This is a genomic window from Ruoffia sp. FAM 20857, assembly GCF_045528645.1.
Classification (GTDB): domain Bacteria; phylum Bacillota; class Bacilli; order Lactobacillales; family Aerococcaceae; genus Ruoffia; species Ruoffia halotolerans.
In genome coordinates this window covers 45,967-71,821 of the sequence record NZ_JBGQRB010000003.1, presented here as the reverse complement: position 1 = coordinate 71,821, position 25,855 = coordinate 45,967, and the positions used below count along the sequence as shown (strand labels likewise).

Sequence of the window (25,855 nt, the reverse complement as noted above, 5' to 3'; positions counted from 1 at the left end):
GTATCTTCGTCATTGGCTCGACCAGTTTCGTCATCGACTTCTAATTCTTCATGACGCGTTGTTTCCGTTACAGTTTCACGGTCAGTATGAGTTGTTTTCTCAACTTCAACTTCGTCAGTAGCTACTGTTTCTTAGTCTACAACAACTTCTTCCTCTGAAACTGGAATAACGATTTCTTCTTCTTGGAAAGCATCTCCGTCAGCAACACTTTCGGTCGTGTCCGATGGTGCTGAGTGGCGAATATGAATCTCTTCGCGCTCAACTGGAGCTTCAATCGTTTCAGTGTCTTCAACGACTTCTTTAGTAATTGACACATCACCTATGTCTTTTTTACGTACTTCAGCATGTACTTGTTCTTCATGTAGGCGAATACGTTCTGCTTCAGTATCAGTTTCTGTATCAGCGTCAGGAGCGAATTCTCCGACTGGCTCACCATGAGCTTCGATATGAGTTTCTTCACCAACAATATGTGGTTCATAGTCGTTATCTTCAACATTCACATCGTCGTAATCATGATCTGGTTCAGTCGTTTCAGGTGTATCTTCTGATAAACCAGCTGATGTTCCTACTGCTCCAGAGAATGCTGCAGTTTCAGTATTGACTGTATCAGTTGCCGTCGTATCAGAAACATAGTCATCTGTTCTTACTTCACGTGTTTCAGTTATATTAAAGGCAGGAAGTTGACTTTCAAATTCTTGGTCAACTAACACTAATAGTTCATCGCGACTTAATGAGTCTTCGTATTGTGTTAAATCAACGTTTTCAAATTCTTCATCGTTGTCGTCATCGTCCCAGCCAAATAATTTTGCAAAGAATCCACGATTGTCTTCATGTTGCTCGTCCAACAATTCACCATAAGAGATAAATTCTGCTTCGCCATCATATGCATGTGCTTGCGATCCAACTAGAGCGACGCTATCGCGAGGAACGCCTTGATTAATAACATGTGCGACTGCATCTTCTGCTTCAACGACTGTAGGGTAAACCCCATAAACGTATTTCTTAACCATAAAACAACTTCCTTTCTATTTTTTAAACTGTTCTATGCATTAAGTATAAAACAAAAATGATGTAAATATAAAGTGAAACGACTCAATAAAGTGATATTGTTTTGCTTGATAATATATCAATTTATCTATATAAAAATAATGAATAAGACGAACATACCAGAGAACACAATTATAAAATTTGGAAAAATGCAAAAAAAAAACCAGCGCAAAATGCACTGGATTTTAATATTATTATAAGCGCCAGAAACTGTAGCCAGCTTCAGTAAAATCTTCTTTATTTAAGATACTTTTCACATCTAAAATGATGCGTTTATCATTTGCTAAATCTTGATTAAAAAGGGCAGTGATTTCTTCAAAAGAAAGAGCTTTGAATTTATCATGTCCAACAGCTAAAAGAATGGCGTCAGCATCCTTAACGTCAGCTAAATCAGTTAATGATACACCATACTCAGCTTGAGCATCTTCCGCGCTCGCCCATGGATCTACAATTGTAGGGTTAATATCATATTCACGGAGGCGTATAATAATGTCATTCACTTTTGAATTACGTGTATCCGGAGTGTGTTCTTTAAACGTTAAACCAAGGATAACTACGTTAGAATCAATCGGTGTTTTACCCGTACGGATTAATTCTTTAATTAGTTTATCGGCAATAAATTCACCCATGCCATCATTAATTTGACGACCATTTGAAATAATTTGACTGTGGTAGCCTAAGTTCTCAGCTTGATATACAAAGTAATAAGGGTCTACGCCAATACAGTGTCCACCGACTAGTCCAGGGGTGAAACCTAGGGCGTTCCATTTTGTATTCATAGCATCTATCACGTCTTTAGAATCAATACCCATACGGTCAAAAGCAAGAGCTAATTCGTTCATAAAAGCAATATTAATATCGCGTTGTGAATTCTCAACCACTTTCGCAGCTTCAGCGACTTTAATACTAGGGGCTTTATGCACACCCGCTTTAACAACGATCTCATACACTTTTCCGATTTCATCTAAATACTCTGGAATCGATGATGAGACGATTTTTGTAATGGTTTCAAGTGTATGGACCTTATCTCCTGGATTAATTCGCTCAGGTGAGTATCCAACAACAAAATCCACACCATGTGTTAAACCAGACTCTTCTTCAAGAATTGGAATACAGACATCTTCAGTCACGCCAGGGTACACAGTTGACTCATAAACGACGATAGACCCTTTAGAAAGGTTGTGTCCAATCGTGCGGGTTGCACTTGTCACAGGCGTTAAATCAGGCGTTTTGTCATGATTTATCGGTGTCGGAACTGAGACGATTAAGAAACAAGCCTCTTTTAATTTAGCAGCATCATTCGTAAATTCTAAATCCGTTTCTTTAATCGCGTCATCACCAACTTCTTTAGTTGGGTCCACGCCTTCTTTATAAAGTTCGATTTTCTTAGGATTGTAATCATACCCAATTGTATCAATTTGTTTTGCGAAAGAAATTGCGATGGGCATACCAACATAGCCTAAGCCAATCACAGCTAGCTTTGCTTCTTTATTTAGTAATTTGTTATATATCTCCATGTGTTTCTCCTCTATTCATTATATCTTGGATATTATAACAGAAAATGATTTGATTGTTGAGTTATCTGTACTTCTATATAAAATTATATAAACACCACCGAACCGGTGGTAAACTAAAATCAAATTAGATATACTATATCTGTATGAGAAAGAGGAGGTTTGAATATGTCGAAAATTCGTAAAGCAGTCATTCCCGCAGCCGGTTATGGAACGGGCTTTCTGCCAGCGACAAAAGCACAACCGAAGGAATTATTACCGATTGTCGATAAACCCATTATTCAATTTATTGTTGAAGAAGCCTTTGCTTCTGGGATTGAAGAAGTTTTAATCATTACTGGTAAACATAAACGTTCAATTGAGGATCATTTCGATTCAAATCCTGAGTTAGAAGACAATTTAGAAAGCAAAGGAAAAGACGCTTTATTAAAAATTGTCAAAGATACCACAAAAGAAAACTTATTCTTTGTGCGTCAATCCTATCCAAAAGGACTAGGAGATGCTATCGGACACGCACGTGCCTTTGTTAATGATGAGCCATTTGTCGTGATGTTAGGCGACAACATTATGCATAGTGAAGTACCAGTGACGAAGCAATTGATGGATTTATATGACAAAAATAGATCAGCGAACTTAGCAGTCGTGGAAGTGCCAGACGAATTAACGTCCAAATACGGCATGATCAAAGTGGACCGCCAAGACGATAAAGACGATACAGTTTACAGTGTGTCTCGCTTTGTTGAAAAACCAGCAGCCGAAGAAGCACCAAGTAACTTAGCTATCGCGGGACGTTACATTCTAACACCTGAAATTTTCGATATATTAGAAAAGATAGCACCCGGTGTCGACGATGAATTGCAATTGACTGACGCCATTGATCAACTAAATAAAACGCAAAGAGTCTTTGCAAAAAAAGTTGAAGGGAAACGCTATGACGTTGGAAATAAGGTTGGCTATATGAAGATGAGTCTTGAATATGGCTTAGAGCATCCGGAAACTGCTGAAGAATTCTCTGAATACATTATCCAATTAAGTGATAAATTAGAAGCTGAGGACAGTAACGAGTAATCAATAAATAGCTAACTTTCAGACAAGAAAGTTAGCTATTTTTCTATCTAATTTTATTTCTAATAGAAGGTTTAAATAATTGTTGATGCATGTGTGCAAAAGACAAGCGAGTACGATAAGTCTCATGCTTTCGCTGAGTTGTGGATTTTAAGTAGTCGTGTATTTGATTGTATTTTATGAATTGAGCCAAATCTATCCTAGCTTTCAAACGGTCTTTGTAAGGGACGCGTGTCTTGGTGAAAATCTTGAAAGCAGGATTACCAATATAGGTTTGTAATTGAGTGGGTTCAAAGATTAAATCCTTTTCATTCATCTCGACTTGGAAATCATACCAAAAGTTTACGAGCTGAAAAGCGTAGCCGATTTGTGACATTACTAGTGATAGCCGATTGTTAAGTGAAATAGTTAGTTTTGAATAGTTAGCCAAGTCAAACATAAATTGAATCGTCTGGATTTTAACTGGATCGTCTTTTTGTGTCTGGATATGTAAATCATTTATTAATGTGATATTTACCCAGTCAGAATGTTTATTTTCAGGATTTCTTAGACGAATAAACACCATATTTTTATTTACATATGGAAAAATCGTTCTTGGTCGATTGAATGTAGACTTTAGAAATTGTGACCATCTTTGATAGTTATAACCAAATGTTGAGAAAAACTCTTCTGTTAAACGGGTTGTAGACCATTTACTTTTATAAAACTGACCACTTCGGTCTATGATTAAACTTCCAAAGGTGGAGTTTAAGTGACGAATCGTCATTACATATATAATTTCTAATTGACTGAGGGCACTATGATCTAATTCAGTCGCTTTCTCCAAATAATAGTTAATAGGAAAGTCAGACTCGTTTTGAGGCATGAAATGAATCATTTAAAAAGGTTCCTTTCGAAGTAATAAATCTTTATAAAAATAATAGATAACAAAATAAATATAGCATATTTTAATGCTTTATCAATAAAATTTATGTAAAGAATATGTAAAGTTAATGTAAATAAAAATAGACCGCTTTCAAAGTAGAATAAGATAATATTCTTATGGCATTATAATACGGGTGAATAGTAAATCCGTGGTAACTAACTTAATTCATGTTATTATAAAAGTATTAAAAAACGAAGTAAGGAGGTAAAGCTTTGGCTAGTCGTATAGCAGTTATACAATGGTATTTAGATCATGAAGGAAAAGTCACTTATGCAAATTCTAAAGAAAAGCGCTGCGGACCAGATAGTTACGATAGTGCCAGTGCTATGTTTAGCGCACTCATAGCGGGGGGGTTCTTACCTTATGGCTCGGGACTTGGTTCGATGTCTTTACTACTTCAATTAGATAATGTCTTATTACACGAAATCAAACGAAATGAAATCCAAGCTGGCGATATCTTTATCGCTGGTTTTAAGCGAAAACACCTATCTGAACATGCCTATACAGGTGTTGCTTTGGACTTTCATAATGTTATATATTGTATTGAAGATGCTGATGGCATCATTCGGACTACCAATCATGGTTGGTCCAATCGTTCAGTTAAATGGTACCGTTTAGCGGAACCGATTGATACAGATTTTAAACCGAGGAAATATATTTCAGGAAAAACAGTTTTTGTTAGATGAGTTGAACTTTTTAATGAAAATAAACGAATTATGAGAAATTTACGAATAAAAGGGATAAGAACTGTTTCTTTATAATTACAAGTTTGTAAAACGGTTGTAATTTCTTTATTGATTAGAAATTTGATGATAGAATGGTATTGAAGTGTCTTATTAGAACAAGAAGGAGCGTAGTGACATGAAATTAAATAAAATTAAAAGATTAGGAAAATCTTTACTATTATTATCCGCTATTGCGTTAGCACCAGTTTCAACGGCAATAGCTCAATCTACACACACTGTCCAAAACGGTGAGTGGCTATGGGGAATCGCAAGACAATATGGTGTCACAGCGGGCGATATTATGGCAGCAAACGGCCTAACGAGTGAGTGGATTGATGTTGGAATGACTTTATCTATTCCGGCATCAGGTAGTGGCGTAACTGACAACGGTGGTTACTATACTGGAGCTCAATCAGGTGTCCATACAGTATCAGCAGGCGAATACTTAGAAAGTATCGCTTATATGTACGGTGTGACAGTTGATCAATTAATGGCATGGAATGGCTTAACAAGTACTTGGATAGACGTTGGTGACCAACTTGTCCTTTATGGTCCTTCAAATGCAACACCAGCTTACGATTATGACTATGGCTATGATTACGGTCAAAGCTATGATAATTCGTATACAATCCAATCTGGAGACACATTATCAGGTATCGCAGCCGTTTACGGTGTGAGCGTTTCAGAATTAATGGCTATGAACGGTCTTGGAACTGACTGGCTAATCGCGGGAAATAAAATTTCAGTACCTAACGGACCGGTTGATTATCAAGCACCTCCAGCATGGACACAAGCAAATGCACAAAATGGTGCCCATATTGTTCAATCAGGTGATATCTTATCAAGTATCGCTTTAACATATGGTGTAACCGTTGACGAACTACGTGCGTGGAACGGTTTAACATCTGACTGGTTAGATGTTGGAGACGTCATTTACGTGGTGCCAACAGGTGGACCAGTTCAAACAACACCTGAGCCAACACCAGAAACACCGACAGAAACTCCAACGGATACAGAAGAATCATCACAAGAATCTGATGCTTCTAGCGAAGATGAAGAAGCAACTGATGACGAAACTGGAACAATTAACTTAGCTGATTTACCAGAAGCAGCACGTCCAGAAACACATGTTGTTCAAACAGGTGACAACGTATGGCGTATTGCTGAGCAATATAGCATTTCAGCTGACAGTTTACGTAACTGGAACAATTTAGAAGATGATAGTCTATTAGTTGGGACAGAACTATTTGTTTCTAACCCTGCATTAATTCCAGAAGTGCATGAAGTTGCGGAAGGTGAAAACCTTTATACAATCGCAATGGATTACAACACGACTGAGCAATTAATTATGGAATGGAATGAATTAGAATCAAACGAAGTCGTTGAAGGCGACATGATTGTTGTATCAGATCCACGTCCAGAAACTCATGAAGTAGAGCCTGGCCAAACTTTAGAACAAGTGGCTGAATTATACGAAATTACTTTAGAAGAATTACGTGAGTGGAACGGTATTCCTGAGACAGTAACGATTGTTAACGGTACGTTAATCGTATCAAATCCAACTGGAACAGATAATGAAACAACAAACAGTATTGAACCTGTTGAATCTGGAGAAGTGTCAGAAACTTTTGAAGAATCTACGGAGGAAGCTGCTGCGGACGAATCAACAACTGAAGAATCTGCTGAGTAATACAATGAATCATAACAACGCAAAAGCGCCAGGAAGTGTTTATCTTCCTGACGCTTTTTTGAATGTGAAATTTTTTAAGCAAAGCTTCCCCAAGCAGCATATTGACCTGCGATCGTTCCAGTAACAAAAGCAGCTGTAATATTATAGCCACCTGTATAGCCGTTAATATCTAATAACTCACCGCAGAAGAATAAGCCTTGCATGAATTTTGATTCCATTGTTTTAGGATCAACTTCTTTTGTCGACACTCCGCCACCAGTCACAAAGCCTTTTTCAATCGGTTGTGAACCCGTTGCCGTTAATGGGAAGGTTTTGACTGTCTTCCATAAAGCATCCACTTCACTGTGGACAAGCTGTTTATAAGGTTTCGTTGCATCGATATTTGCTAGAAGGCAAACAACTTCTGCCATTCGCTCCGGCATCCACTGTTTTAGAATATTTGTTAATTGCTTTTCACGCGCTTCTTCAGCAGTTTGCTTCATCTCTTCTAAAGTTTCATTTGGTGCTAAGTCAATCGATAAATGACATAACTCTTCACCCGTTGCGTGTAAGTATTGGTTCACGTGCCCACTACAACGCAGAATGGCGGGTCCTGAATAACCAAAGTGTGTAAAAATCATATCCATTTGATGATTCACAATAGCTTTTTCACCCACCGGCCCATTCCAAACTGTAACGTTCACATCGCGCAGTGACACACCGCGGAGTAATTTTTCCGAAATAATTCGATCATCGGATAAGAGGGGCGCCTCTGTTGGATATAAACGCTCAATGGAGTGGCCAGCTTTTTTTGCCCAAGCATAAGCATCTCCGGTTGCGCCCGTTTTTGGATAAGCGCGACCACCAGCAGCAAGTACAATTGAATTCGCTGTGATTGTCTCCCCAGCAACGGTCGTCAAGCCTTTTACTCGCTGTGTCTCGCGGTCATAAATTAATGAATCAACCGGATCTTTCATCCGAATTGTTACGCCTAAGTCATTGATAATATCCACTAATGTATCTAAAATCGTACGGGCACGGTCAGTCACAGGGAACATGCGTCCATGATCTTCCTCTTTTAATTCCACACCTGCTTGATTGAAGAATGCGATAATATCTTCCTGATCAAACTGATTTAAAGCACTATATAAAAATTTGCCATTCCCAGGAATGTGTGTGATTAGATCCTCACGCGTCGTCCGGTTCGTAACATTACAACGACCGCCGCCGGATAAAAGCAATTTTCGTCCTAATTTAGGATTTTTCTCGATTAATAAAGTGCGTGCCCCTTGTTGAGCAGCGTTAATAGTTGCCATTAAACCGCTTGATCCGCCCCCAATAACGATTACATCATAATCTGTCATATGTCCACCTACTTCTATATATTTCTTGGTCATTATAACAGAAAATATTTATTAAAGTTCGATTTGTGCAAAATTTAAGCGTGTGCGTTTCTCAAGAGTTTTAGTAAATTGATAACTGATTTCAAAATCAACCATCCCGTGAATTAACGTTCCTAGCCCCACTAGGATGATTAAAATAAATATAAAATTATCTGACGTTGCGTTCACGCCAGCTGCAGTTAAGAGATAAACCACAATCACTTCGGCGATTGCATGAATTAAATTTACAAAGAAACTAAAGAGCGTTCGTGACTTTACGTTTACTAAAGTGTTAGATAGTTTCTTCAAATATAGCGCACCGACTGTCGCGAAAACGATATGCGAAAGGGCACGAAGAACAATCGTGATCGGGAAGCCAGCTGCAACGAAACCTAAAGTAGTCCCAACAGCAACAATGGCTGCAATCTTTGGTGATCGAAACATAGCCATAACAATTGGGATATGACTTCCAAGTGTGTATGAAGCAGGACCTAAAATAATTTTTATAGGCATAATCATAGGAATTAAAATACCCAGTGCCGTTAATAAACTTGCAATCACTAAATCGCGGGTGTTTTGTCTTTGTTGTGTCATGATGATTCTCCTCGGAAAGTTTTTCGTCATTATATCGTAACGGGACGCCAGGTGTCAAGACACCTGTAAAGTGCTAGAGGTGATTCAAATACCTCTTTGAATCGAAGAACTTTATTTTCTTATTAGAGAAGGGTATACTTTATATAGAAAAGGAGTGATGTTCATGCCACAATTAGCTTATGAACCATTAACGGAGCCGACTTTAACATGCGAAAAAGTATTTTCAGTTCAACCTATTTTTTCCAAAAAACAAATTCAAAAGTTTTACGATCAGGCGTCAATTAGTCGGGTAGCTATTGGACATGTCATCTCACTAGATGAAGAACAAATTATTCTATTAACTTCAGATGAACCCGAAGAGAATCCAACAGTGACCCAACATTTACTTGAAGATTTACAATTTGAATTAGGGAAGCTAGTGAAACGTGAACCATCATCCGACATTGTAAAAAGACAGCAAAGACTAATTAATAAATACGATCGAATTATTGATGCGATTGAAGCTTTACCAGAAACAAGCGACGAAATCGTTGATCGTGATTTAATTGCTGAAAAATTATCATGTTAATAAGCGGATAAAAACTAAGCAAAAGGAGCGATATATATATAAATGGAACAATTAACTTATGAGGGACAAGCGAATTCAAATTTAGCTTGTGAACTTGGCTTTCAAAAGAGAAATGTTAAATCAAAAGCACAACTACAAAATTTTTATGACCAAATTTCTAGAAACAATTCGGCAGCAGGACATATCCTTGGCCTAGGTACAGACCAAGTCATGTTAATGATTGAAGATGCACCAGAAGGCGAAGCTACAGTATGCCAACATTTATTAGAAGATTTACAAAGAGAATTACAAAAGCAAGTTGACCGTGAACCAACCGTGAGTGGTGTCAAAAGACAACAACGTTTAATTAACCGCTATGCAAATATTTTAGAAGCGATTGAAGCTCTGCCAGAAACGAGTGAAGACGCAGAATTTGAAGAATTAACCGTTTCAAGTGTTCACGATTAGACAAAAAAACCGCCTCAAGGCGGTTTTTAATTTTCCGAAAGTAAGATACCAGCAGCTTTCAAACTCGCTTTAATTTGCTCGAATTCTTTAATTGAAGGGGTTGTAATGGTATGGATATGAATTCCATTCGTTAAAGTACTCAACATTTCACCTTCATGCTGCGACATTTGCTGAACAAATTCTTGAATGTCATCATCCGTATTTATCTGAAGTGACGCCTTTAAGACACCATATATAGGATGCTCAACTTCGACATCTTCAATGGCTCCACCTGCGTCAACAATAATTTGAAGTTCTTCCTCTGTTTGCTCGGCAGAATGAAGGCACGCTAACTTACCGCGGTATCTGCCAGATGCAGCTGCTTTCATCGCTGAAGCAAGAAGGTAACCTTGATTGGTCGCAATAATTTCGATATTCCGTGCCCGTAGTAGGGCAATATCCCCTACGATAATTTGTCTACTTACTGCAAATTTACTTGCCAACTCTGTTGCCTTTATTGGCGCCGTTGCTTCTTCCAGTATTGATACGATCTCTTCACGTCTATCCATTGCTTTCATAAGCCTTCCTCCAATCAAATATTTAATTGTAGTATACCACATAGAATATTTAAAATAATTACCGAAACTTGCTTGACTAATTGGGGTGTTTCATAGTACAATAACTGACGGTATTGTTTACCACCACTATAGAGCCCCGGAAACTCAATAGTAATGTAAACAACTAGATTTATAAATGGAGGAAAATAACGTGCGTCAAACATATATGGCTAAGAAAAATGAAACTGAACGCAACTGGGTAGTTGTAGATGCAACTGATATCCCATTAGGGCGTCTATCAACTGTAGTGGCTTCAATCTTACGTGGTAAAAACAAACCAACTTATACACCACATGTAGATACTGGAGATTTCGTAATCGTAATCAATGCTGAAAAAGTTGCATTAACAGGTAAGAAAGCAACTGACAAAATGTACTACCGTCACTCAGGTCACCCAGGTGGAATCAAATCTAACACTGCTGGTGATTTACGTGAAAACAAACCTGAACGTTTAATCGAATTATCTGTAAAAGGTATGATTCCTGATAACCGTTTAGGACGTAAACAATTAACTAAATTACACGTCTATCGTGGTGCTGAGCATGGACATGCTGCTCAACAACCAGAAGTATTAGACATCACAAACTTAATTTAAGGAGGGGAAATTTAAATGGCTAAAGCAGAATATTTAGGTACAGGTCGCCGTAAAAACGCATCAGCTCGTGTACGTTTAGTGCCAGGAACAGGTGTATTCAACATTAACAACAAATCACTTGAAGAATATATCCCATTCCCTCACTTACACGAAGTAATGAAACAACCATTCGCAGCTACAGAAACGTTAGGTAACTACGACGTTTTAGTAAATGTTCACGGTGGTGGAGTTTCAGGTCAAGCAGGAGCAATCCGTCACGGTATCGCTCGTGCATTATTAAATGTTGATCCTGACTTCCGTCCAACATTAAAATCAGCAGGTCTACTGACTCGTGACCCACGTATGGTTGAACGTAAAAAAGCAGGACGTAAAAAAGCACGTAAGAGTGCACAATTCTCAAAACGTTAATATTTATATATTATATGTTCAAGACATCTTCCAATTGGAAGGTGTCTTTTTTTGTGGAAATATAGATCTGTGTCCTTGAGAAATCCTCAGGGACACAAAAGTAGTCAAGCGTGCGCTTGAGAAACTCTCAGGGACACAAAAGCAGTCAAACGTGCGCTTGAGAAACTCTCAAGAACACAAAAGCAGTCAAACGTGCGCTTGAGAAATCCTCAGGGACACAAAAGCAGTCAAACGTGCGCTTGAGAAATCCTCAGGGACACAAAAGTGCCCAAACATGTCCTTGAGAAACTCTCAAGGACACAAATCAGCTCAAACGTGCGCTTGAGAAACTCTCAAGAACACAAAACTACTTAACTATTTTATCTTTGTAACGATATATCTTATTAGGTTGGTAATACTCAATGAGTTTACGTGGGTTTTGGTAACCTCTACCGTATTTTGTAAAGTTTCGGCGAAGACAGCTATTCAAAAACGACTTATTAAATAGTCCATCAAAATACTCAGTTAACTCAGACAAATAAATATCCTTATGGTGATACAAAACACCATATTTACAAATTTCTTCAACTGCAAACTTCTCTTTTGAAAAAGAGCTACCACAAGAGCAAAGGAAATGTCTATTTCCATTATCGAATTCGCGTGATTGGCAAACAGGACATTTCCAACCGCGGTGCATCAACTTTTTATCCAGTATTGGCGGCAAGTAGGGGCATTCCAAATCATTTTTCAAAAAGGCATTTATAATCCGTTCAGATTTATGTGAACGAGGGTGAATTTGGATATTACGAAGGTAATTCCGTATTTCATTTGGCATCATGCATTTGATCTCAGTATTTGGTACACCACTTAAACTAGCATGTTGATTTATAAATATTAAATTTCCATTTATCTGAACTTCAGGCAAATTATTCCGATATAACCACTCTTTAATAAAGCGGACATGTTCCTGCGCTTTGGATAAGGGGTTGCGAAGTACTTCATTATTATTGACGGAAAATTTATCGTTTTCAAAATGCAGCGACCCTTCAAAATTCTTGATATCAATAAGTTCAATTGTTTTGTGATTAAAGATAACAAAATCAATTTGATGGTATTGATCAAACACATTAAACCAAAAGTCTTTGAATACATATGCATCTTTGTGCAAATATTTAGGAATCCAATCGTTTTTAAACTGTCCTTCACCAATATTGCCTAATAAACCGATGTGTAATTTATATTTTTCTGAAGCATCTAACTGATTAAATTCATTCATAACCATAAGCCATTGTGTTTGTAATGTTTTCATAAATAGTTACACCTCCATATATATATACAAAATTTTTGCCTGATTCCATTAATTTATTTTTCGATTTATAAAAAATGTTTAACGAAATAAAGGACTAATACTCGTTATGTGTTAGAATTAATACAACTGTGTTAGGCAAAGGGAGAGTAGCTTTATTTGCTAGACCAATCAATAAAAGTTCTATAAATATTGGATAGAAGCAATCTTGAATGAGTACACCACATTAGAATCATTGAACTGGAGATAATTATGTCAAATATTATGTTAGTGAAATTACAAGAGAAACATTTTGAAAACTATTTAAATTTGAACTTGAAAACAAAGGTTATTTTGAAGAAATGGTTCCGAGCCGTGGGGATGATTATTATAACTTAGAAACATTTATACAAAGAAACAAAGCTTTAATCGACGAACAAGATCAAGGTTTATCTTATTTTTATTTAATTATGAATCAAGAAGGTGTAGTTCTTGGAAGAATGAATTTAGTGGATATCGAACAACCAAAGAGGCGTGGTCATGTCGGCTATAGAGTGGGGAAAGCATATACTGAAAAAGGAATTGCTAACAAGGCGTTGAGGATACTATTAGATACCACCAATCAGTTAGGCGTCAGACAGATATCAGCGAAGACAACTACAATTAACATAGCATCCCGAAAAATCTTAGAGAAAAATGAATTTCAATATATTGAAACAGCCAAAGATGAATTTAAAATGAATGGACACTTATTATCGTTTATTTATTATAGGTGGGAGAAATCATAGATAACTTATCGTGTAAGAAGTTAGTAATCGTGTCTTAATCGCTGATAGAAGTTATTGTCTGTAATATAAATTCGCATCAAAATAGTTTAAGCAGAATAGACCATCACTGCTGAACGAGGTAAAGCAAGTGTGTCAATGAAAGATTTTTACACAGCATTATCATATATAAATGAAAAGATTTATAAACCAAACGGCATTGCGATTTCATCAATCCAAGAAGAGAAACAAAATGCTAAGTACGGAGCAGGTATCTTTAAAGTATCTTCAACATCAGTCCGTTTTAGAGTCGCAAATATTACACTAACAAAAATAGGTCAATTTGTTGCCATTTGGGAAAAAGATGATAATGATAAAAACCAACCTTATAAACACTCGGCGGCACCTGATTTATTAGTTGTTACGGTATTTAAAAGTGAAAATGAATTTGGCCAATTCATTTTACCAAAAGAAGAGCTTTTCAGACAAAGCATCCTCATTTCAAGCTCTACAAAAGGGAAAATGGCATTAAGAGTTTACCCTAGTTGGGATATACCGACTAGCAATCAAGCGACAAAAACACAGGAATGGCAGCTACCTTATTTCGTTGATATGAGCGACCCAGGTAAATTAGATATTGAAAAATTGATGAGACTGTATTCCGTTTAAATAAAAAGTTGTTACTTGACAATTTATCAGGTAAAATGATTCATTGTGAAAATAGACAGAGGTCAGTGGCGTCACGAGATGAGTTCTGCGAATGAAACAACAAACTATAAACCCTTAATATAAACAGAGTGTGTAGATGAAAAGATGAAGGCGGTGGAAGAATGAATTCAAAAGAGAAAATGTTAGAGATTATTAAAAAGAAACAGGTTGGTGGCGGAAGATCTAAAAAAATGGCCGAGCCAAAAAATAATATAAAAAATATGCGTAAAGGGCCAAAGATATTTAATAAGTAAGCTAAATATCCCTGTCACGTGCAGAAAGATACCTCTTATAGATTAGGAAGGTATTTTTTTATGCGAAAAATGACGTGAAGTTGAGGGTGGAAAAGAAATAACCTAAACCATTATTGAATATGCTACAATAAAGTTGAATGAAATGATAGCGGTTTCTAGGAGGAAGTATGAATGGGAGAACATGAAGTGATTGAGCAAGATAAAAGCAAATTTATAGACTCATTAACAGTTCACTTGAGCAAGTTAAGTCGAAAGATGTTGAAAATTGATACACGAGAAGAAGTATTAAAGTATATAACGGATTCATTCTTGAATGTTTTCAATTGCGATGTTGTCGCAATTGGAATAATCGAAGGAGATCAATTAGTAATGAACTCGAGTGGAGAAGAATCTTCTAAGCTCGATGTATTATTTCCAGCTAAAGATATTAATCCATTATTATTAGAAGGAAGTATGACAAAAGAAAATGATTTATTAGCACACGACTCGGTATTAAGAAATTATTTTGACGACAACAATTTTTCAACGTGGTTTACAATGCCAATCTCAGATGAAGATATAGCTCACGGTCTCGTTATTGTAGGATACCAAGAAGATACGATACTATATGATGAGATGCGAAGCCACTTTGATGAGTTAGGTGAGTATGTAGCGATTGTATTAGATTTGATTAATCGAAACAAACATAAAAGAAAATCAATGTTTGATATGCACCTAATAGCTAATCAAAAGGATCATGATACAACAGTGGATGAACTTGTATCGATTGTTACAGGATTTAGTGGAAGGGAATCACAGTCAAATTCTGCAGCTATTTATCTCTTTAATGAAGAAAAGAACAGTTTAATTATGCAACCAGCAACTTATGGATATGTAAAGAAAGATAGTATTATCGAATTAACCGAAGATAATTTATTGAATACATACTTTCCAAACGTAGAGCGAGTGGGTCACCATTCAATAACGGTTCCTTTAACCGTAGATATGGAATTAATTGGCGTTTTATATGCTGAGAAAGACTCAGAGCACATCTATACTGGCTATGATTTAGATCAATTAGAAATATTTGGAAATTACTTTTCAGCTAACTATGAAAATATGCAACTGATTAATAAAGAGAAAGAACAGAAGAAAGCATTAGAGAATATGCTTAAGGTTCAACAAGAAATGATGAAATTTACAATAAAATCAGATGGCTTTACAGAAATGAATGAGAAGTTAGGGGAACTACTTAATAGTAGTATCATCTTATATGATCGCTTTTTCAATGTGATAGATTTTTACTTACACGATGATGATGTATTTTCAAAGCAAGCAGTTAAAGAAGCTGGAATGTACGCTAGAAAGAATCGCACATTAAAACAAGTGACGTTTGATTTTGTTATTAATGAAGATTATATTTTTGATGGTATGCCAATATCTGATGGTAAAGAAATACATGCTTATATTGGAATTGCTTTGCCAGATAATTTTGACATGGAACTCCTAGCCTTGACTATTAATATGATTAAAAACGTATATTCTTTACAATTTACAAAACAAAAAATTGCAATCAATGCTCAAGAACAAATAAAAGGATCATTTGTAGAGCGTTTGTTGTACAAATCTATTGAGGATGTACAGGACATTTTAGAATATGCCAATTTATTTAACTGGGATTTGTATATGCCTTATAGAATTTCAATCTTAAGAATAAGCTTACCAGAGTATTCAGCTCAGAATATCATTGAAGAAAAGGCAAAAACCAATAAACATATTGATCTTATGCGTGTATTGATTACAAATTATAATAGTAAGGTCATTACAGCAGTTATCGAGGATCAATTAGTGATTTTTACGCCCGTAACTAAAGAAATTTCGAAAAACTACTGGGAGAATCAATACAATTACTTGAAGCGTTCTATAGAAGAAAATGGATATGCGATAGACTTTGTCATTGGAATCGGTGGGATTGCTGAAATACCAAGTCAATATTATGAAAATTATCAAAAAGCCCAACAAGTGACGAATATTTTACTAAAATCTGAATTTGAACAACCATATGCTTTTTTTGACCAAATGGGATCTTACACAATACTTAATTGGGTCAAGGAGAATCCAGCGTCTGAGTTGTTTGTTAATAATTATCTAAAAAAGTTATATGAATTATCAGATAATCAACAAGTTGATTTGTTCGACACATTGAAAGTCTTTTTAGCGAATAATGGTAATGTGAGTGCGACAGCTAGTGAATTATACATTCATAGGAGTTCGTTAAATTACCGTCTAGAAAAGATTCAAGGAATTTTAGATCTTGAACTTGATAATTTCGATGAACGATTTAATCTTGTCTTAGCATATAAATTATATGAACTTCATGGAAATGATATTTTTAAATAAGATGATTATAGAATAAGCTTTGCTTTAATAGCGAAGCTTTTTTGTATCTCTTTGACCGTTTTGAAAGCGTTTTCCTACAAAGTGTTCAAAAATCAAAATTTTTTTCCGCATAACCTACAATGATACCGCTTTCAGTTAAAGGTATTATATGAGTATAAATAAGATAACCGATATGAAAGGCGGAAGTAAAATGGCAAATATTAAAACAATTGGAGTGGTTGGAGCAGGAGCAATGGGAGCAGGTATTGCGAATGTAATGGCTACGAATGGATATAAAGTTATTTTAAGAGATATTAAAGAAGAATACGTACAAAGTGGTTTAGATAGAATTAACAAATTCATGGATAACAGTATTAAACGTGGGAAGTTAACAGAAGAAGGTAAACAAGAGGTTCTAGATCGAATTACAGCGACAACTTCTCTACAAGATATGAAAGATGTTGATTTAGTGATCGAAGTAGTCATTGAAGATATGGATATTAAACAACAAGTATTTAAAGAGTTAGATGAAATTGTACGTGAAGATGTTGTCTTAGCAACAAATACATCATCAATGTCTATCACTGAGATTGCATCTGTTGTAAAAAATCCATCACGTGTAGCAGGAATGCACTTCTTTAACCCAGCACAAATCATGAAGTTAGTTGAAGTTATTCGTGGATTAGAGACATCAGATGAAACAGTCGAAACGTTACGCCAAGTAGCTGAAAGTGCTAAAAAAGAAGTTGTAGAAGTGAAAAAAGACGTACCCGGATTTATTGTGAATCGTATCATGATTCCACAATTTATCGAAGCCATTAAAGTCCTAGAAGAAGGTATTGCATCGAAAGAAGATATCGATAAAGCAATGCTTTACGGATTAAACCATCCAATGGGTGCTTTTGAATTACAAGATTATGCTGGTGTAGATATCGGATACTTTGTAATGGAGTACTTCCAAAAAGAGTTTGCGGATAACCGTTGGGCTCCGCCTTTATTAATGAAGAATATGATGCGAGCAGGACGTAACGGTAAGAAATCAGGTAAAGGATTCTACGATTACGACTAATTTAAATTGAAGTGAATTCAGATTGAGTGTTTAAAAGAATAAAAACATTAAAAGGAGAATCTAAATGGTGAAAAAAAATAAAGTGATTTCTTATTTAGAGGCCGCAGAATTAGTGAATGACGGCGACTTACTGGCTACTGCGACTTTTGGGCTAGGAGGATTACCAGAACAATTATTAGTCGGAGTGAAAGAACGTTACGAAAAGGAACAACATCCAAAAGACATTACATTCATGTGGTCATGTGGAATTGGTAATAATACACCTGGAAGAGGTGCAGACCACCTATTAGCAGATGGTTTATTAAAACGTATCATTGCAGGACATGTTGGATCATCTCCAAACACAGTAAAAGCAATTGTAGACAATAAACTTGAAGCATACTTATTCCCTCAAGGAGTATTCACTCAATTATATAGATCAATCGCTGGTGGGAAACCCTTCTTAACAAAAGTTGGATTAAAGACATTCGTGGATCCGCGTTTAGAAGGTGCTAAATCAACACCAAAGACGACTGAAGAGCTAGTTCGATTAGTTGAATTCGATGGAGAAGAGTGGCTAAAATATCCAGATTTCGATATTGACGTTGCATTCATCCGTGGTACATACGCTGATGAGAACGGGAACTTAAACGTACAAGACGAGACATGTAAATTAGAGCAACTTGAGTTAGCTATGGCGACTAAAAACAAGGGCGGTATAGTTATTGCTCAAGTTAAAAAAGTCGTTGAAAATGGTCAACTTCATGCTAAAGAAATTCTTGTTCCAGGTGGTTTAATTGATTATATCGTTGAATCTGAACCAGAATATCACTACCAAACAATGGGTACGTATTTTAATCCAGAGTTCTCAAACGATGTAAAAGTACCATTAGGAACTGAGAAACCATTACCGTTAACGACACGTAAGATTATCGGACGTCGTGCTGCAATGGAATTATCTCCAGATTCATTAATTAACCTTGGTATTGGAACACCAGATATGGTTGCATCTGTTGCAAATGAAGAAGGTGTAGCTGATCAATATACAGTAACGTTAGAGATGGGATTATGGGGTGGTAAGCCAAATAGTGGCTTAGACTTCGGAGGTGCACGCAACGCTGAAGCATCAATACCAATGGCAAACCAGTTTGATTTCTATGATGGTAACGGTCTGGATTTATCAGTTTTAGGTATTGGTGAGATTGATGCAGAAGGAAATAATAACGTAACAAAATTTGGACCTAAAGTACCTGGCCCAGGTGGTTTCATTAACATTTCGCAAAATACGCATCACTTAGTTTTCGTTGGATCCTTTACAATTGGTGGAAAAGCTCACATTGAAGACGGAAAATTAGTTATTACTGATCAAGGTAAAGGACCGAAATTTGTTAATAAGGTTGAGCAAGTCAGTTTCTCAGGTAAGTACGCTACTGAAAATGGACAAAAACTTCTATATGTAACAGAGCGAGCAGTTTTTGATTTGCATGATGGAAGAATCAGATTAATTGAATACGCACCAGGTGTAGATGTTCAGAAAGACATTTTAGATTACATGGAATTTGAATCTTTAATTTCAGAAGACTTAAAAGAAATGAACCCAGATATTTTCCAAGAAAATTGGGGCGGTTTAAAAGACATTATTAAAGAAAATAGTTTGAAGGCATAATACATATTCAAGATACAAAGCACAAAACATTAGGAGGACTTATAAATGGTTAAAGAGTCAAGAGCAGATAAAGATTTTCAAGAAGAAAAGTTTTTCTATTCAGATTTATATAACTATTCATCAAAATTAACAGAGGGTGAAAAAGAAGTTTTAGCTGAATTAGAAGAAGTATTAAAAAATGACTTACACCCTGTATTAGTAAAGCATTGGCATGATGCGACGTTCCCATTAGAAGAAGTACAGAAAATTTTAGACTTAAATTTAATGGACGATCCTCGTCTATTAGAAGGCCGCGAAGATGGTTATATTTCTCAATTATTCCGTGGATTCCGTTCGTATACCATTGCAAAAACTGACCCAGTTTTAGGAACGTTCTATACACAAAATGGTGGATTATACCATGAATGTGTTCGTTTAGGTGGTAGTGAAGAACAGGTAGCAGAATTAATGCCAGGTGTCCGCTCTTTTGATAACTGGGGAGCATTATGTATGACAGAGCCAGATCACGGATCAGACGTAGCTGGAGGAATGGCAACAACTGCAACACGTGACGGTGATACGTGGACACTAAACGGTCACAAAAAGTGGGTTGGAGGCGCATCAATTGCTGATATGTTAGCAATATTTGCACGTGATACTGAAGATGGTCAAGTTAAAATGTTCTATATTCCACGAGAAACAGAAGGAGTAGAGACCTTTGTTACACCAGAGAAAGCATTTTTCCGTTCGATGCCAAATGCGGAGATTATTATGAAAGATGTAAAAGTACCTGAGTCTCAACGTGCTCAAAAGGTTAACTCATGGAAAGACGTTGCTAAAATCCTTCGTAATACACGCTCAGACGTAGCATGGTTACTAGCTGGAGCAACAGCAGGAGCATTTGAAGCTGCATTAAAATATACACGTGAACGTGAACAATTTGGAAAACCAATTGCTAGTTTCCAATTAATTCAAGAGAAATTAGCTCGTATGGCAATGAACGCACAAGCGACATTAGCCTTTGCTTACCGTTTAGCTGAGCAACAAGAAGAAGGTATCTATAAAGAAGAAGCGTCATCAATGGCTAAGTTACATAATGGATTAAGAGCAAGAGAAACAGCAGCATTAGCTAGAGAAGTTGCTGGAGGAAATGGCTTATTACTTAAATATGATATTCCAAGATTCTTCGCTGATATTGAAGGTATGTATACATATGAAGGAACACATGAAGTGAATTCATTAATCATTGGACGTTACTACACAGGTATCGGGGCATTTATTTAAGCCATTAAGACTGACATTTAAAGCCTTGTATATGTTCGTTATACAAGGCTTTTCTTAAAAAATAATCGAATCATTGTACTAGGAAAGGGAGAAAAACATGTTAAAGCAAAAACAAGAAGAAATTGTAATCGTTGGAGCAGCGCGTACACCTGTAGGAGCGTATTTAGGAGACTTAAAAACAGTTCCAGTTGAAGACTTAGGAGTTATCGCATTAGAAGAAGCAATTAAGCGTGCTAATGTAGCTAAAGAGGATATTCAAGAGGTTATTGTTGGACACGTTACAGGGTCACAAACAACGAATAACTTGGGGAATATTATCGGAATCAACGCCGGCTTATCTAAAGCCATGACAGGGATGACAATTAATCGAATTTGTGGATCAGGTATTCAATCTGCCGTTTCTGCAGTACAAGAATTATTATTATCGAACAAAACGATGATTGCCGCTGGAGGAGCAGAATCTTTATCTCGAGCTCCATTCTACTTACCAGAATCAGTTCGGTACGATGGATTTAAAATGGGAGATCAAACTCTTATTGATGCTAACTTAGAAGGACACCGTTCTGCATCTGGTAAAGATTCTGGAGTTGGGCATATGGGTAACACTGCTGAGAACGTAGCGCGTAAGTATTCAATTACACGTGAACGTTCAGATGAATTCGCCGTTGAGTCTCAACGTAAAGCAGCTAAAGCTTTAGAAGATGGGCGCTTCGCTCAGGAAATCGTTCCAGTTGATGTACCAGGTCGTCGTGGGAAAGTTACAACTGTAGAAACAGATGGTCACCCTCGTCCAGGTACAAGTATGGAAAGCTTAGCTAAGCTAAGACCAGCTTTTGAAAAAGATGGCGTTGTAACAGCTGGTAATGCTTCAGGATTAAACGATGGAGCGGCTTTCGAAATCTTTACAACTAAATCTGTAGCTGAAGAAAAAGGCTTAGAAGTTATGGCAAAAGTTGTAGACTATCAAATTGCTGGTTGCGAACCTGAATATATGGGACTTGGTCCAGTTTACGCTATTAACCAATTACTTGAACGTCAAGGCTTAGACTTAAAAGAAGACATTGATATCTTAGAAATTAACGAAGCATTTGCTGCTCAAACAATCGGATGTTTAATTGAATTAGGTATTGAAGAAGATTCTGATTTCTACAAAAACAACTTTAACCCACACGGTGGTGCAGTTGCTTTAGGACACCCATTAGGAATGTCAGGTGCACGTATTATTACGTCATTATTATATGAATTCAAGAACCGGCCAGACGCTCGCTATGCGATTGCATCAGCTTGTATCGGTGGAGGACAAGGTATCGCACTATTATTAGAGAACGGAAACTACAATAAATAATTTTAGAAAAGATCATTTGATTTAAATTTGAGGAGTGAAAGAATGAGTGAACAATTTACAGCTGCGATTATCGGAGCAGGAACAATGGGATCAGGAGTTGCCCAAAAGATTGCTCAAGAAGGTATTCCAGTGACATTAGTAGATGTGACACAAGAGCAAGTTGAAAATGGACTACAAAAAATTAAAGACATGTTAAATGAAGGTGTTGATCGCGGCGTCTTCACTGAAGCCTACGTGAAAGAAACATTAGATTTAATTACATTAACAACTGACTATAATGATTTAAAAGATATCGACTTCGTTGTTGAAGCAGTCTTTGAAGATATGGGTGTGAAGACAGAAGTACTTCAAAAATTAGATGGCATCTTAAAAGAAGAAGCAATTCTAAGTTCGAATACATCAAGTTTCTATATTCGTGACTTAGCAAAAGTGACTAACCGTCCAGATCGCTTTATCGGAATGCACTACTTCTTCCATCCAGCTAAGAACCGCTTATTAGAGATTATCTCACATGAAGGAACAAGTGAAGAAACTGTTGCGATTGCCAATCGTTTCGCTGATTTACATAATAAAACAGCCATTACAGTTAAAGACTCACCAGGTTTCGCTGTTAACAGATTCTTCGTACCATGGTTAACAGAAAGTGTACGCATCTATGAAGAAGGTGTTGCAAATAAAGCAACGATTGATAAAGCTGCAGAGCAAACGTTTAAGATTGGCATGGGACCATTCACATTAATGAATGCGTCAGGTATCCCAATTGCGTATCACTCAGCAAATACTTTAGCTGCTGAAATTAGTGAATTCTATGCACCACCAAAAACTTTAGAAGATCAAGTAAACTCTAAAGAACTTTGGGATGTCGAAGATGGTGACGTCGATGAGTCGAAATTCGAAACAATTTCTAGACGTCTTTTAGGTGTATCCATCGGTGCTGCAACTGCTCTCGTTGATGAAGGCGTTGCTTCAATTGAAGATACTGACCGTGGAGCGATGGTAGGTTTAAGATGGAAGATTGGACCTTTCAAATTAGCTAACCAATATGGTGTGAAAGAAACATATGAAATGGTGAAAGAAATCAGTGATTCTAGACCTGGTTTCCCAGTTGCATCAATCTTAAGTAAACAAGCTGAATCAGGTGAACCATTTGACTTTAACTACATTGATTTAGCAGTAAGAGATGGCATTGCGACAATTACAATTAACCGTCCAGAAGCGATGAACGCTTTAAATCCAACAGTGGTTGCACAACTGGAAGAAACATTTAACAAAGCTGAAGCAGATGATTCTGTTAAAGCGATTGTCTTCAAAGGAGCAGGTAAAGCATTCGTTGCAGGAGCTGACTTGAAATTCTTCTTAGATGGCGCACAAAACGACAAAGTAGATGACATTGTAAGCTTCACTGCAAGAGGACATGATTTATTCAGACGCTTCGAAACGTCAGATAAATTAACGATCGCAGTATTAGATGGCCTATCACTTGGTGGTGGATCTGAATTAGCTTTATCTACTCAAGCGATTATTGCAACTGATAAAGGATCATTCGGCTTCCCAGAAAGTGGCTTAGGAATTTACCCAGGTTACGGTGGAATGTTACGTTTCAACAAACACTTAGGTAAAGAATTAACAAAATACTATGTATTAACAGGACGCGGCATTTCAGCTCAGCAAGCTCATGAATTAGGAATTGTATCTAGTTTAGTGAAGCCAGCTGAAATCAACCAAGCGATTAGCGATTTAGTTGAAGCAGGACAATTTGATAAGTACGCTGATCGTGAAATACCTACAGATTACCAAGAAATACTAACAGCCTTTTCGGATGAAAATATTGAAAAAACATTAGCAGGTGAAGCTGCTGATGGTGTATCTGAAGAGTTTGCACAAAAGACGGCAAAAACTGTTGGTTTTAAAGGACCAAACTCAGTTAAAGAGATTAAACTTATTATTGATAAGCAAACGAATTTATCTATTGATGATGGTATCGATTATGAATTATCACGCTTATCTGACATATTTAAATCTGAAGAAGCTTTAGTAGGCTTAAAAGCAACGATTGCTGGAAAACGTGCAGATTTCAGCAAGTTTAAATAAAATGTATAAAAAATAAAATAAGGAGGATTCGTTGCAATGAAAATTGATTGGTTAGCTGGAAGAGCAAATTTAACACCAAACCGCAATGCTGTTGTGGATCCGAAACTTAATAGAAAATGGAGTTATGAACAGTTAAATCAAAGAGCGGTTAACTTAGCTACGTATTTAAGGCAACAAGATGTAGGATACGGTGATCGGGTAGTTCTCATTGCTCAAAACAGTATAAGTCATCTAGATTTTCTCTTTGCTTGTACTAAAATAGGTGCGATATTTACGCCTATAAATTGGCGATTAAAAGAAAATGAATTAATGTCTATACTGAATAATAATCAACCAGTAATCGTTGCATATGAGTCAGACTTTAGATATCCATTTTATTATCAAACGGAACACTTTAGATTGATTGACGTGGATAGTGTTAAATATGACATTATCGTAAATAATGATAAGACAACAGAATTCAGAAATTATCCAGTTCAACAAGAAGATCCAGCAGTTATTATCTATACAAGTGGTTCAACAGGGCAGCCAAAAGGGGCTATGATTAGTCACCGAGCTATGATTAGCAATGCATTGAATTCTTTACCAAGTTGGGGAATAACGAAAGATGATCGAACGATAACAATCTCGCCTATGTTCCATACAGCCGGATTATTTAGCTTGGTTACACCGCTGTTAATGGCTGGAGGTGAGCTTATTATTCAGCCGACATTTGAAGCAACACTCACTTTTGAGTTAGTGAAAGAATATCAACCAACGAAAATTTTCATGGTTCCAACAATGTACTATGATTTAATGAATACACAAGAAATAGATATCTCTGAGATGACATCAGTTGATTTATTTGTATCTGGAGGCGCACCGATGTCAAGTGATGTCTATGATGCTTTTAATAATGCCGATTTACCTTTGATTGATTCATATGGTTTAACAGAAGCTGGACCAAATAATTTTTGGATAGCACCAGCAGAAGCTTCTACAAGAAGAGGATCTGTTGGAAAACCCATTATGTTTAGTGATATTTTACTCGTTGATGAATCAAATGAAGAGGTAGCTCCGGGTGAAATTGGTGAGTTACTTATTGCAGGGAATCATACGTTCAGTGGTTATTGGAATAATGAAGAAGCTACCAAAGAGGCATTTTTTAATAATTATGTTAGAACCGGTGACTTTGCGAAAGTGGATGGAGAAGGTAACTATTCTATTGTTGGTCGTAAGAAAGAAATGATAATTACTGGTGGGGAAAATGTCTACCCATCTGAAGTAGAAGAGGTCGTGATTCGACATCAACTGATTCATGATGTCATAGTTGTAGGATATCCTAATAAAAAATGGGGAGAATCTGTAGCTGCAGCTGTCATACTCAATGAACCGAGTGTAGATGCAGCAATGATCCTAGCAGAGTATTGCAAGACTCGATTAGCAGTACATAAGGTTCCAAAGTTTTACTTAGAATTCAATGAATTTCCGAGAAATTCAGTTGGTAAAATCGACAAACCTAAAATTACTAAGATGATTCTAGAAGCAGTTGAAGGACAGAAAGTTTAAGTAATTCATAG

Annotated in this window: 24 protein-coding genes; 17 read left to right on the top strand and 7 right to left on the bottom strand. The window is 36.6% G+C overall.

Translation table 11 applies throughout. The features are described from left to right. Positions 1-131: 131 nt before the first annotated feature. Positions 132-1,010 carry a YsnF/AvaK domain-containing protein gene (locus ACEN4N_RS01570; protein ID WP_407093560.1) on the bottom strand — a complete coding sequence of 293 codons (879 nt, stop codon included), beginning with the start codon at positions 1,008-1,010 and terminating at the stop codon, positions 132-134. Between the two features lie 231 nt (positions 1,011-1,241). Then, a complete protein-coding gene (locus ACEN4N_RS01565; protein ID WP_407093559.1) occupies positions 1,242-2,564 on the bottom strand; it encodes a nucleotide sugar dehydrogenase in 1,323 nt (440 codons plus the stop codon). A 165-nt stretch (positions 2,565-2,729) separates the two neighbouring features. Here ACEN4N_RS01565 and galU point away from each other — a divergent pair, with 165 nt between their 5' ends. Continuing rightward, a complete protein-coding gene (gene galU / locus ACEN4N_RS01560) occupies positions 2,730-3,629 on the top strand; it encodes a UTP--glucose-1-phosphate uridylyltransferase GalU (protein WP_407093558.1) in 900 nt (299 codons plus the stop codon). 43 nt (positions 3,630-3,672) lie between these two features. Here galU and ACEN4N_RS01555 read toward each other — a convergent pair whose 3' ends face one another. Further along, positions 3,673-4,503 (bottom strand): hypothetical protein, encoded by an 831-nt coding sequence (locus ACEN4N_RS01555; RefSeq protein ID WP_407093557.1) that lies wholly within the window; start codon positions 4,501-4,503, stop codon positions 3,673-3,675. 260 nt (positions 4,504-4,763) lie between these two features. Here ACEN4N_RS01555 and ACEN4N_RS01550 point away from each other — a divergent pair, with 260 nt between their 5' ends. Further along, a complete protein-coding gene (locus ACEN4N_RS01550) occupies positions 4,764-5,237 on the top strand; it encodes a peptidoglycan amidohydrolase family protein (RefSeq protein ID WP_407093556.1) in 474 nt (157 codons plus the stop codon). 175 nt (positions 5,238-5,412) lie between these two features. Further along, the gene (locus ACEN4N_RS01545) at positions 5,413-6,966 is read left to right on the top strand and encodes a LysM peptidoglycan-binding domain-containing protein (protein WP_407089285.1); all 1,554 of its coding nucleotides are present in this window, start codon (positions 5,413-5,415) and stop codon (positions 6,964-6,966) included. 74 nt (positions 6,967-7,040) lie between these two features. Here the strand turns inward: ACEN4N_RS01545 and ACEN4N_RS01540 are convergent, their stop codons facing one another. Beyond that, positions 7,041-8,309 (bottom strand): NAD(P)/FAD-dependent oxidoreductase, encoded by a 1,269-nt coding sequence (locus ACEN4N_RS01540; protein WP_407089286.1) that lies wholly within the window; start codon positions 8,307-8,309, stop codon positions 7,041-7,043. Positions 8,310-8,360: 51 nt separating this feature from the next. Continuing rightward, a complete protein-coding gene (locus tag ACEN4N_RS01535) occupies positions 8,361-8,921 on the bottom strand; it encodes an ECF transporter S component (protein ID WP_407089287.1) in 561 nt (186 codons plus the stop codon). Between the two features lie 163 nt (positions 8,922-9,084). Here ACEN4N_RS01535 and ACEN4N_RS01530 point away from each other — a divergent pair, with 163 nt between their 5' ends. Both ACEN4N_RS01530 and ACEN4N_RS01525 read left to right on the top strand, forming a co-directional pair. Continuing rightward, the gene (locus ACEN4N_RS01530) at positions 9,085-9,489 is read left to right on the top strand and encodes a hypothetical protein (protein ID WP_138405549.1); all 405 of its coding nucleotides are present in this window, start codon (positions 9,085-9,087) and stop codon (positions 9,487-9,489) included. A gap of 42 nt (positions 9,490-9,531) precedes the next feature. Continuing rightward, positions 9,532-9,936 (top strand): hypothetical protein, encoded by a 405-nt coding sequence (locus tag ACEN4N_RS01525; protein WP_407089289.1) that lies wholly within the window; start codon positions 9,532-9,534, stop codon positions 9,934-9,936. A gap of 26 nt (positions 9,937-9,962) precedes the next feature. Here the strand turns inward: ACEN4N_RS01525 and ACEN4N_RS01520 are convergent, their stop codons facing one another. Next, a complete protein-coding gene (locus ACEN4N_RS01520) occupies positions 9,963-10,493 on the bottom strand; it encodes a transcription repressor NadR (protein ID WP_407093555.1) in 531 nt (176 codons plus the stop codon). A 190-nt stretch (positions 10,494-10,683) separates the two neighbouring features. Here ACEN4N_RS01520 and rplM point away from each other — a divergent pair, with 190 nt between their 5' ends. Beyond that, complete coding sequence (gene rplM, locus ACEN4N_RS01515; protein ID WP_197104314.1) at positions 10,684-11,127, top strand: 50S ribosomal protein L13; 444 nt, start codon at positions 10,684-10,686, stop codon at positions 11,125-11,127. A 15-nt stretch (positions 11,128-11,142) separates the two neighbouring features. Further along, positions 11,143-11,535, top strand: a complete 393-nt coding sequence (gene rpsI / locus ACEN4N_RS01510) for a 30S ribosomal protein S9 (RefSeq protein ID WP_218930972.1) — start codon at positions 11,143-11,145, stop codon at positions 11,533-11,535. A gap of 346 nt (positions 11,536-11,881) precedes the next feature. Here rpsI and ACEN4N_RS01505 read toward each other — a convergent pair whose 3' ends face one another. Beyond that, positions 11,882-12,823 carry a nuclease-related domain-containing protein gene (locus ACEN4N_RS01505; protein ID WP_407093554.1) on the bottom strand — a complete coding sequence of 314 codons (942 nt, stop codon included), beginning with the start codon at positions 12,821-12,823 and terminating at the stop codon, positions 11,882-11,884. Between the two features lie 338 nt (positions 12,824-13,161). Between ACEN4N_RS01505 and ACEN4N_RS01500 the strand changes: the two genes are divergently transcribed. The 10 genes from ACEN4N_RS01500 (at position 13,162) to ACEN4N_RS01455 (ending at position 25,844) form a co-directional block, all read left to right on the top strand. Next, positions 13,162-13,587 (top strand): GNAT family N-acetyltransferase, encoded by a 426-nt coding sequence (locus ACEN4N_RS01500; protein WP_407093553.1) that lies wholly within the window; start codon positions 13,162-13,164, stop codon positions 13,585-13,587. 135 nt (positions 13,588-13,722) lie between these two features. Beyond that, positions 13,723-14,232 (top strand): MepB family protein, encoded by a 510-nt coding sequence (locus ACEN4N_RS01495; RefSeq protein ID WP_407093567.1) that lies wholly within the window; start codon positions 13,723-13,725, stop codon positions 14,230-14,232. Positions 14,233-14,393: 161 nt separating this feature from the next. Next, positions 14,394-14,525, top strand: coding sequence for a hypothetical protein (locus tag ACEN4N_RS01490; protein ID WP_268951509.1), 132 nt, complete (start codon positions 14,394-14,396; stop codon positions 14,523-14,525). Between the two features lie 171 nt (positions 14,526-14,696). After that, the gene (locus ACEN4N_RS01485) at positions 14,697-16,904 is read left to right on the top strand and encodes a helix-turn-helix domain-containing protein (protein WP_407093552.1); all 2,208 of its coding nucleotides are present in this window, start codon (positions 14,697-14,699) and stop codon (positions 16,902-16,904) included. A 190-nt stretch (positions 16,905-17,094) separates the two neighbouring features. Further along, on the top strand, positions 17,095-17,952 hold the full coding sequence (locus ACEN4N_RS01480; RefSeq protein ID WP_407093551.1) for a 3-hydroxyacyl-CoA dehydrogenase family protein: 858 nt from the start codon (positions 17,095-17,097) through the stop codon (positions 17,950-17,952). Between the two features lie 64 nt (positions 17,953-18,016). Continuing rightward, positions 18,017-19,597 (top strand): acyl CoA:acetate/3-ketoacid CoA transferase, encoded by a 1,581-nt coding sequence (locus tag ACEN4N_RS01475; RefSeq protein WP_407093550.1) that lies wholly within the window; start codon positions 18,017-18,019, stop codon positions 19,595-19,597. A 45-nt stretch (positions 19,598-19,642) separates the two neighbouring features. Further along, complete coding sequence (locus tag ACEN4N_RS01470) at positions 19,643-20,860, top strand: acyl-CoA dehydrogenase family protein (protein WP_407093549.1); 1,218 nt, start codon at positions 19,643-19,645, stop codon at positions 20,858-20,860. A gap of 97 nt (positions 20,861-20,957) precedes the next feature. Then, positions 20,958-22,205, top strand: coding sequence for a thiolase family protein (locus ACEN4N_RS01465; RefSeq protein ID WP_407089299.1), 1,248 nt, complete (start codon positions 20,958-20,960; stop codon positions 22,203-22,205). A gap of 42 nt (positions 22,206-22,247) precedes the next feature. Beyond that, entirely contained in the window at positions 22,248-24,296 is a 2,049-nt protein-coding gene (locus ACEN4N_RS01460) for a 3-hydroxyacyl-CoA dehydrogenase NAD-binding domain-containing protein (RefSeq protein WP_407089300.1), read from the top strand. A 36-nt stretch (positions 24,297-24,332) separates the two neighbouring features. Continuing rightward, complete coding sequence (locus tag ACEN4N_RS01455; RefSeq protein ID WP_407089301.1) at positions 24,333-25,844, top strand: class I adenylate-forming enzyme family protein; 1,512 nt, start codon at positions 24,333-24,335, stop codon at positions 25,842-25,844. Positions 25,845-25,855: the final 11 nt, after the last annotated feature.

Bases quoted from the DNA above. Each gene is read 5' to 3' on its own strand.
- ACEN4N_RS01570 (WP_407093560.1), bottom strand. From the start codon at position 1,010: ATGGTTAAGAAATACGTTTATGGGGTTTACCCTACAGTCGTTGAAGCA.
- ACEN4N_RS01565 (WP_407093559.1), bottom strand. From the start codon at position 2,564: ATGGAGATATATAACAAATTACTAAATAAAGAAGCAAAGCTAGCTGTG.
- galU (WP_407093558.1), top strand. From the start codon at position 2,730: ATGTCGAAAATTCGTAAAGCAGTCATTCCCGCAGCCGGTTATGGAACG.
- ACEN4N_RS01555 (WP_407093557.1), bottom strand. From the start codon at position 4,503: ATGATTCATTTCATGCCTCAAAACGAGTCTGACTTTCCTATTAACTAT.
- ACEN4N_RS01545 (WP_407089285.1), top strand. From the start codon at position 5,413: ATGAAATTAAATAAAATTAAAAGATTAGGAAAATCTTTACTATTATTA.
- ACEN4N_RS01540 (WP_407089286.1), bottom strand. From the start codon at position 8,309: ATGACAGATTATGATGTAATCGTTATTGGGGGCGGATCAAGCGGTTTA.
- ACEN4N_RS01535 (WP_407089287.1), bottom strand. From the start codon at position 8,921: ATGACACAACAAAGACAAAACACCCGCGATTTAGTGATTGCAAGTTTA.
- ACEN4N_RS01530 (WP_138405549.1), top strand. From the start codon at position 9,085: ATGCCACAATTAGCTTATGAACCATTAACGGAGCCGACTTTAACATGC.
- ACEN4N_RS01525 (WP_407089289.1), top strand. From the start codon at position 9,532: ATGGAACAATTAACTTATGAGGGACAAGCGAATTCAAATTTAGCTTGT.
- ACEN4N_RS01520 (WP_407093555.1), bottom strand. From the start codon at position 10,493: ATGAAAGCAATGGATAGACGTGAAGAGATCGTATCAATACTGGAAGAA.
- rpsI (WP_218930972.1), top strand. From the start codon at position 11,143: ATGGCTAAAGCAGAATATTTAGGTACAGGTCGCCGTAAAAACGCATCA.
- ACEN4N_RS01505 (WP_407093554.1), bottom strand. From the start codon at position 12,823: ATGAAAACATTACAAACACAATGGCTTATGGTTATGAATGAATTTAAT.
- ACEN4N_RS01500 (WP_407093553.1), top strand. From the start codon at position 13,162: ATGGTTCCGAGCCGTGGGGATGATTATTATAACTTAGAAACATTTATA.
- ACEN4N_RS01495 (WP_407093567.1), top strand. From the start codon at position 13,723: ATGAAAGATTTTTACACAGCATTATCATATATAAATGAAAAGATTTAT.
- ACEN4N_RS01490 (WP_268951509.1), top strand. From the start codon at position 14,394: ATGAATTCAAAAGAGAAAATGTTAGAGATTATTAAAAAGAAACAGGTT.
- ACEN4N_RS01485 (WP_407093552.1), top strand. From the start codon at position 14,697: ATGGGAGAACATGAAGTGATTGAGCAAGATAAAAGCAAATTTATAGAC.
- ACEN4N_RS01480 (WP_407093551.1), top strand. From the start codon at position 17,095: ATGGCAAATATTAAAACAATTGGAGTGGTTGGAGCAGGAGCAATGGGA.
- ACEN4N_RS01475 (WP_407093550.1), top strand. From the start codon at position 18,017: ATGGTGAAAAAAAATAAAGTGATTTCTTATTTAGAGGCCGCAGAATTA.
- ACEN4N_RS01470 (WP_407093549.1), top strand. From the start codon at position 19,643: ATGGTTAAAGAGTCAAGAGCAGATAAAGATTTTCAAGAAGAAAAGTTT.
- ACEN4N_RS01465 (WP_407089299.1), top strand. From the start codon at position 20,958: ATGTTAAAGCAAAAACAAGAAGAAATTGTAATCGTTGGAGCAGCGCGT.
- ACEN4N_RS01460 (WP_407089300.1), top strand. From the start codon at position 22,248: ATGAGTGAACAATTTACAGCTGCGATTATCGGAGCAGGAACAATGGGA.
- ACEN4N_RS01455 (WP_407089301.1), top strand. From the start codon at position 24,333: ATGAAAATTGATTGGTTAGCTGGAAGAGCAAATTTAACACCAAACCGC.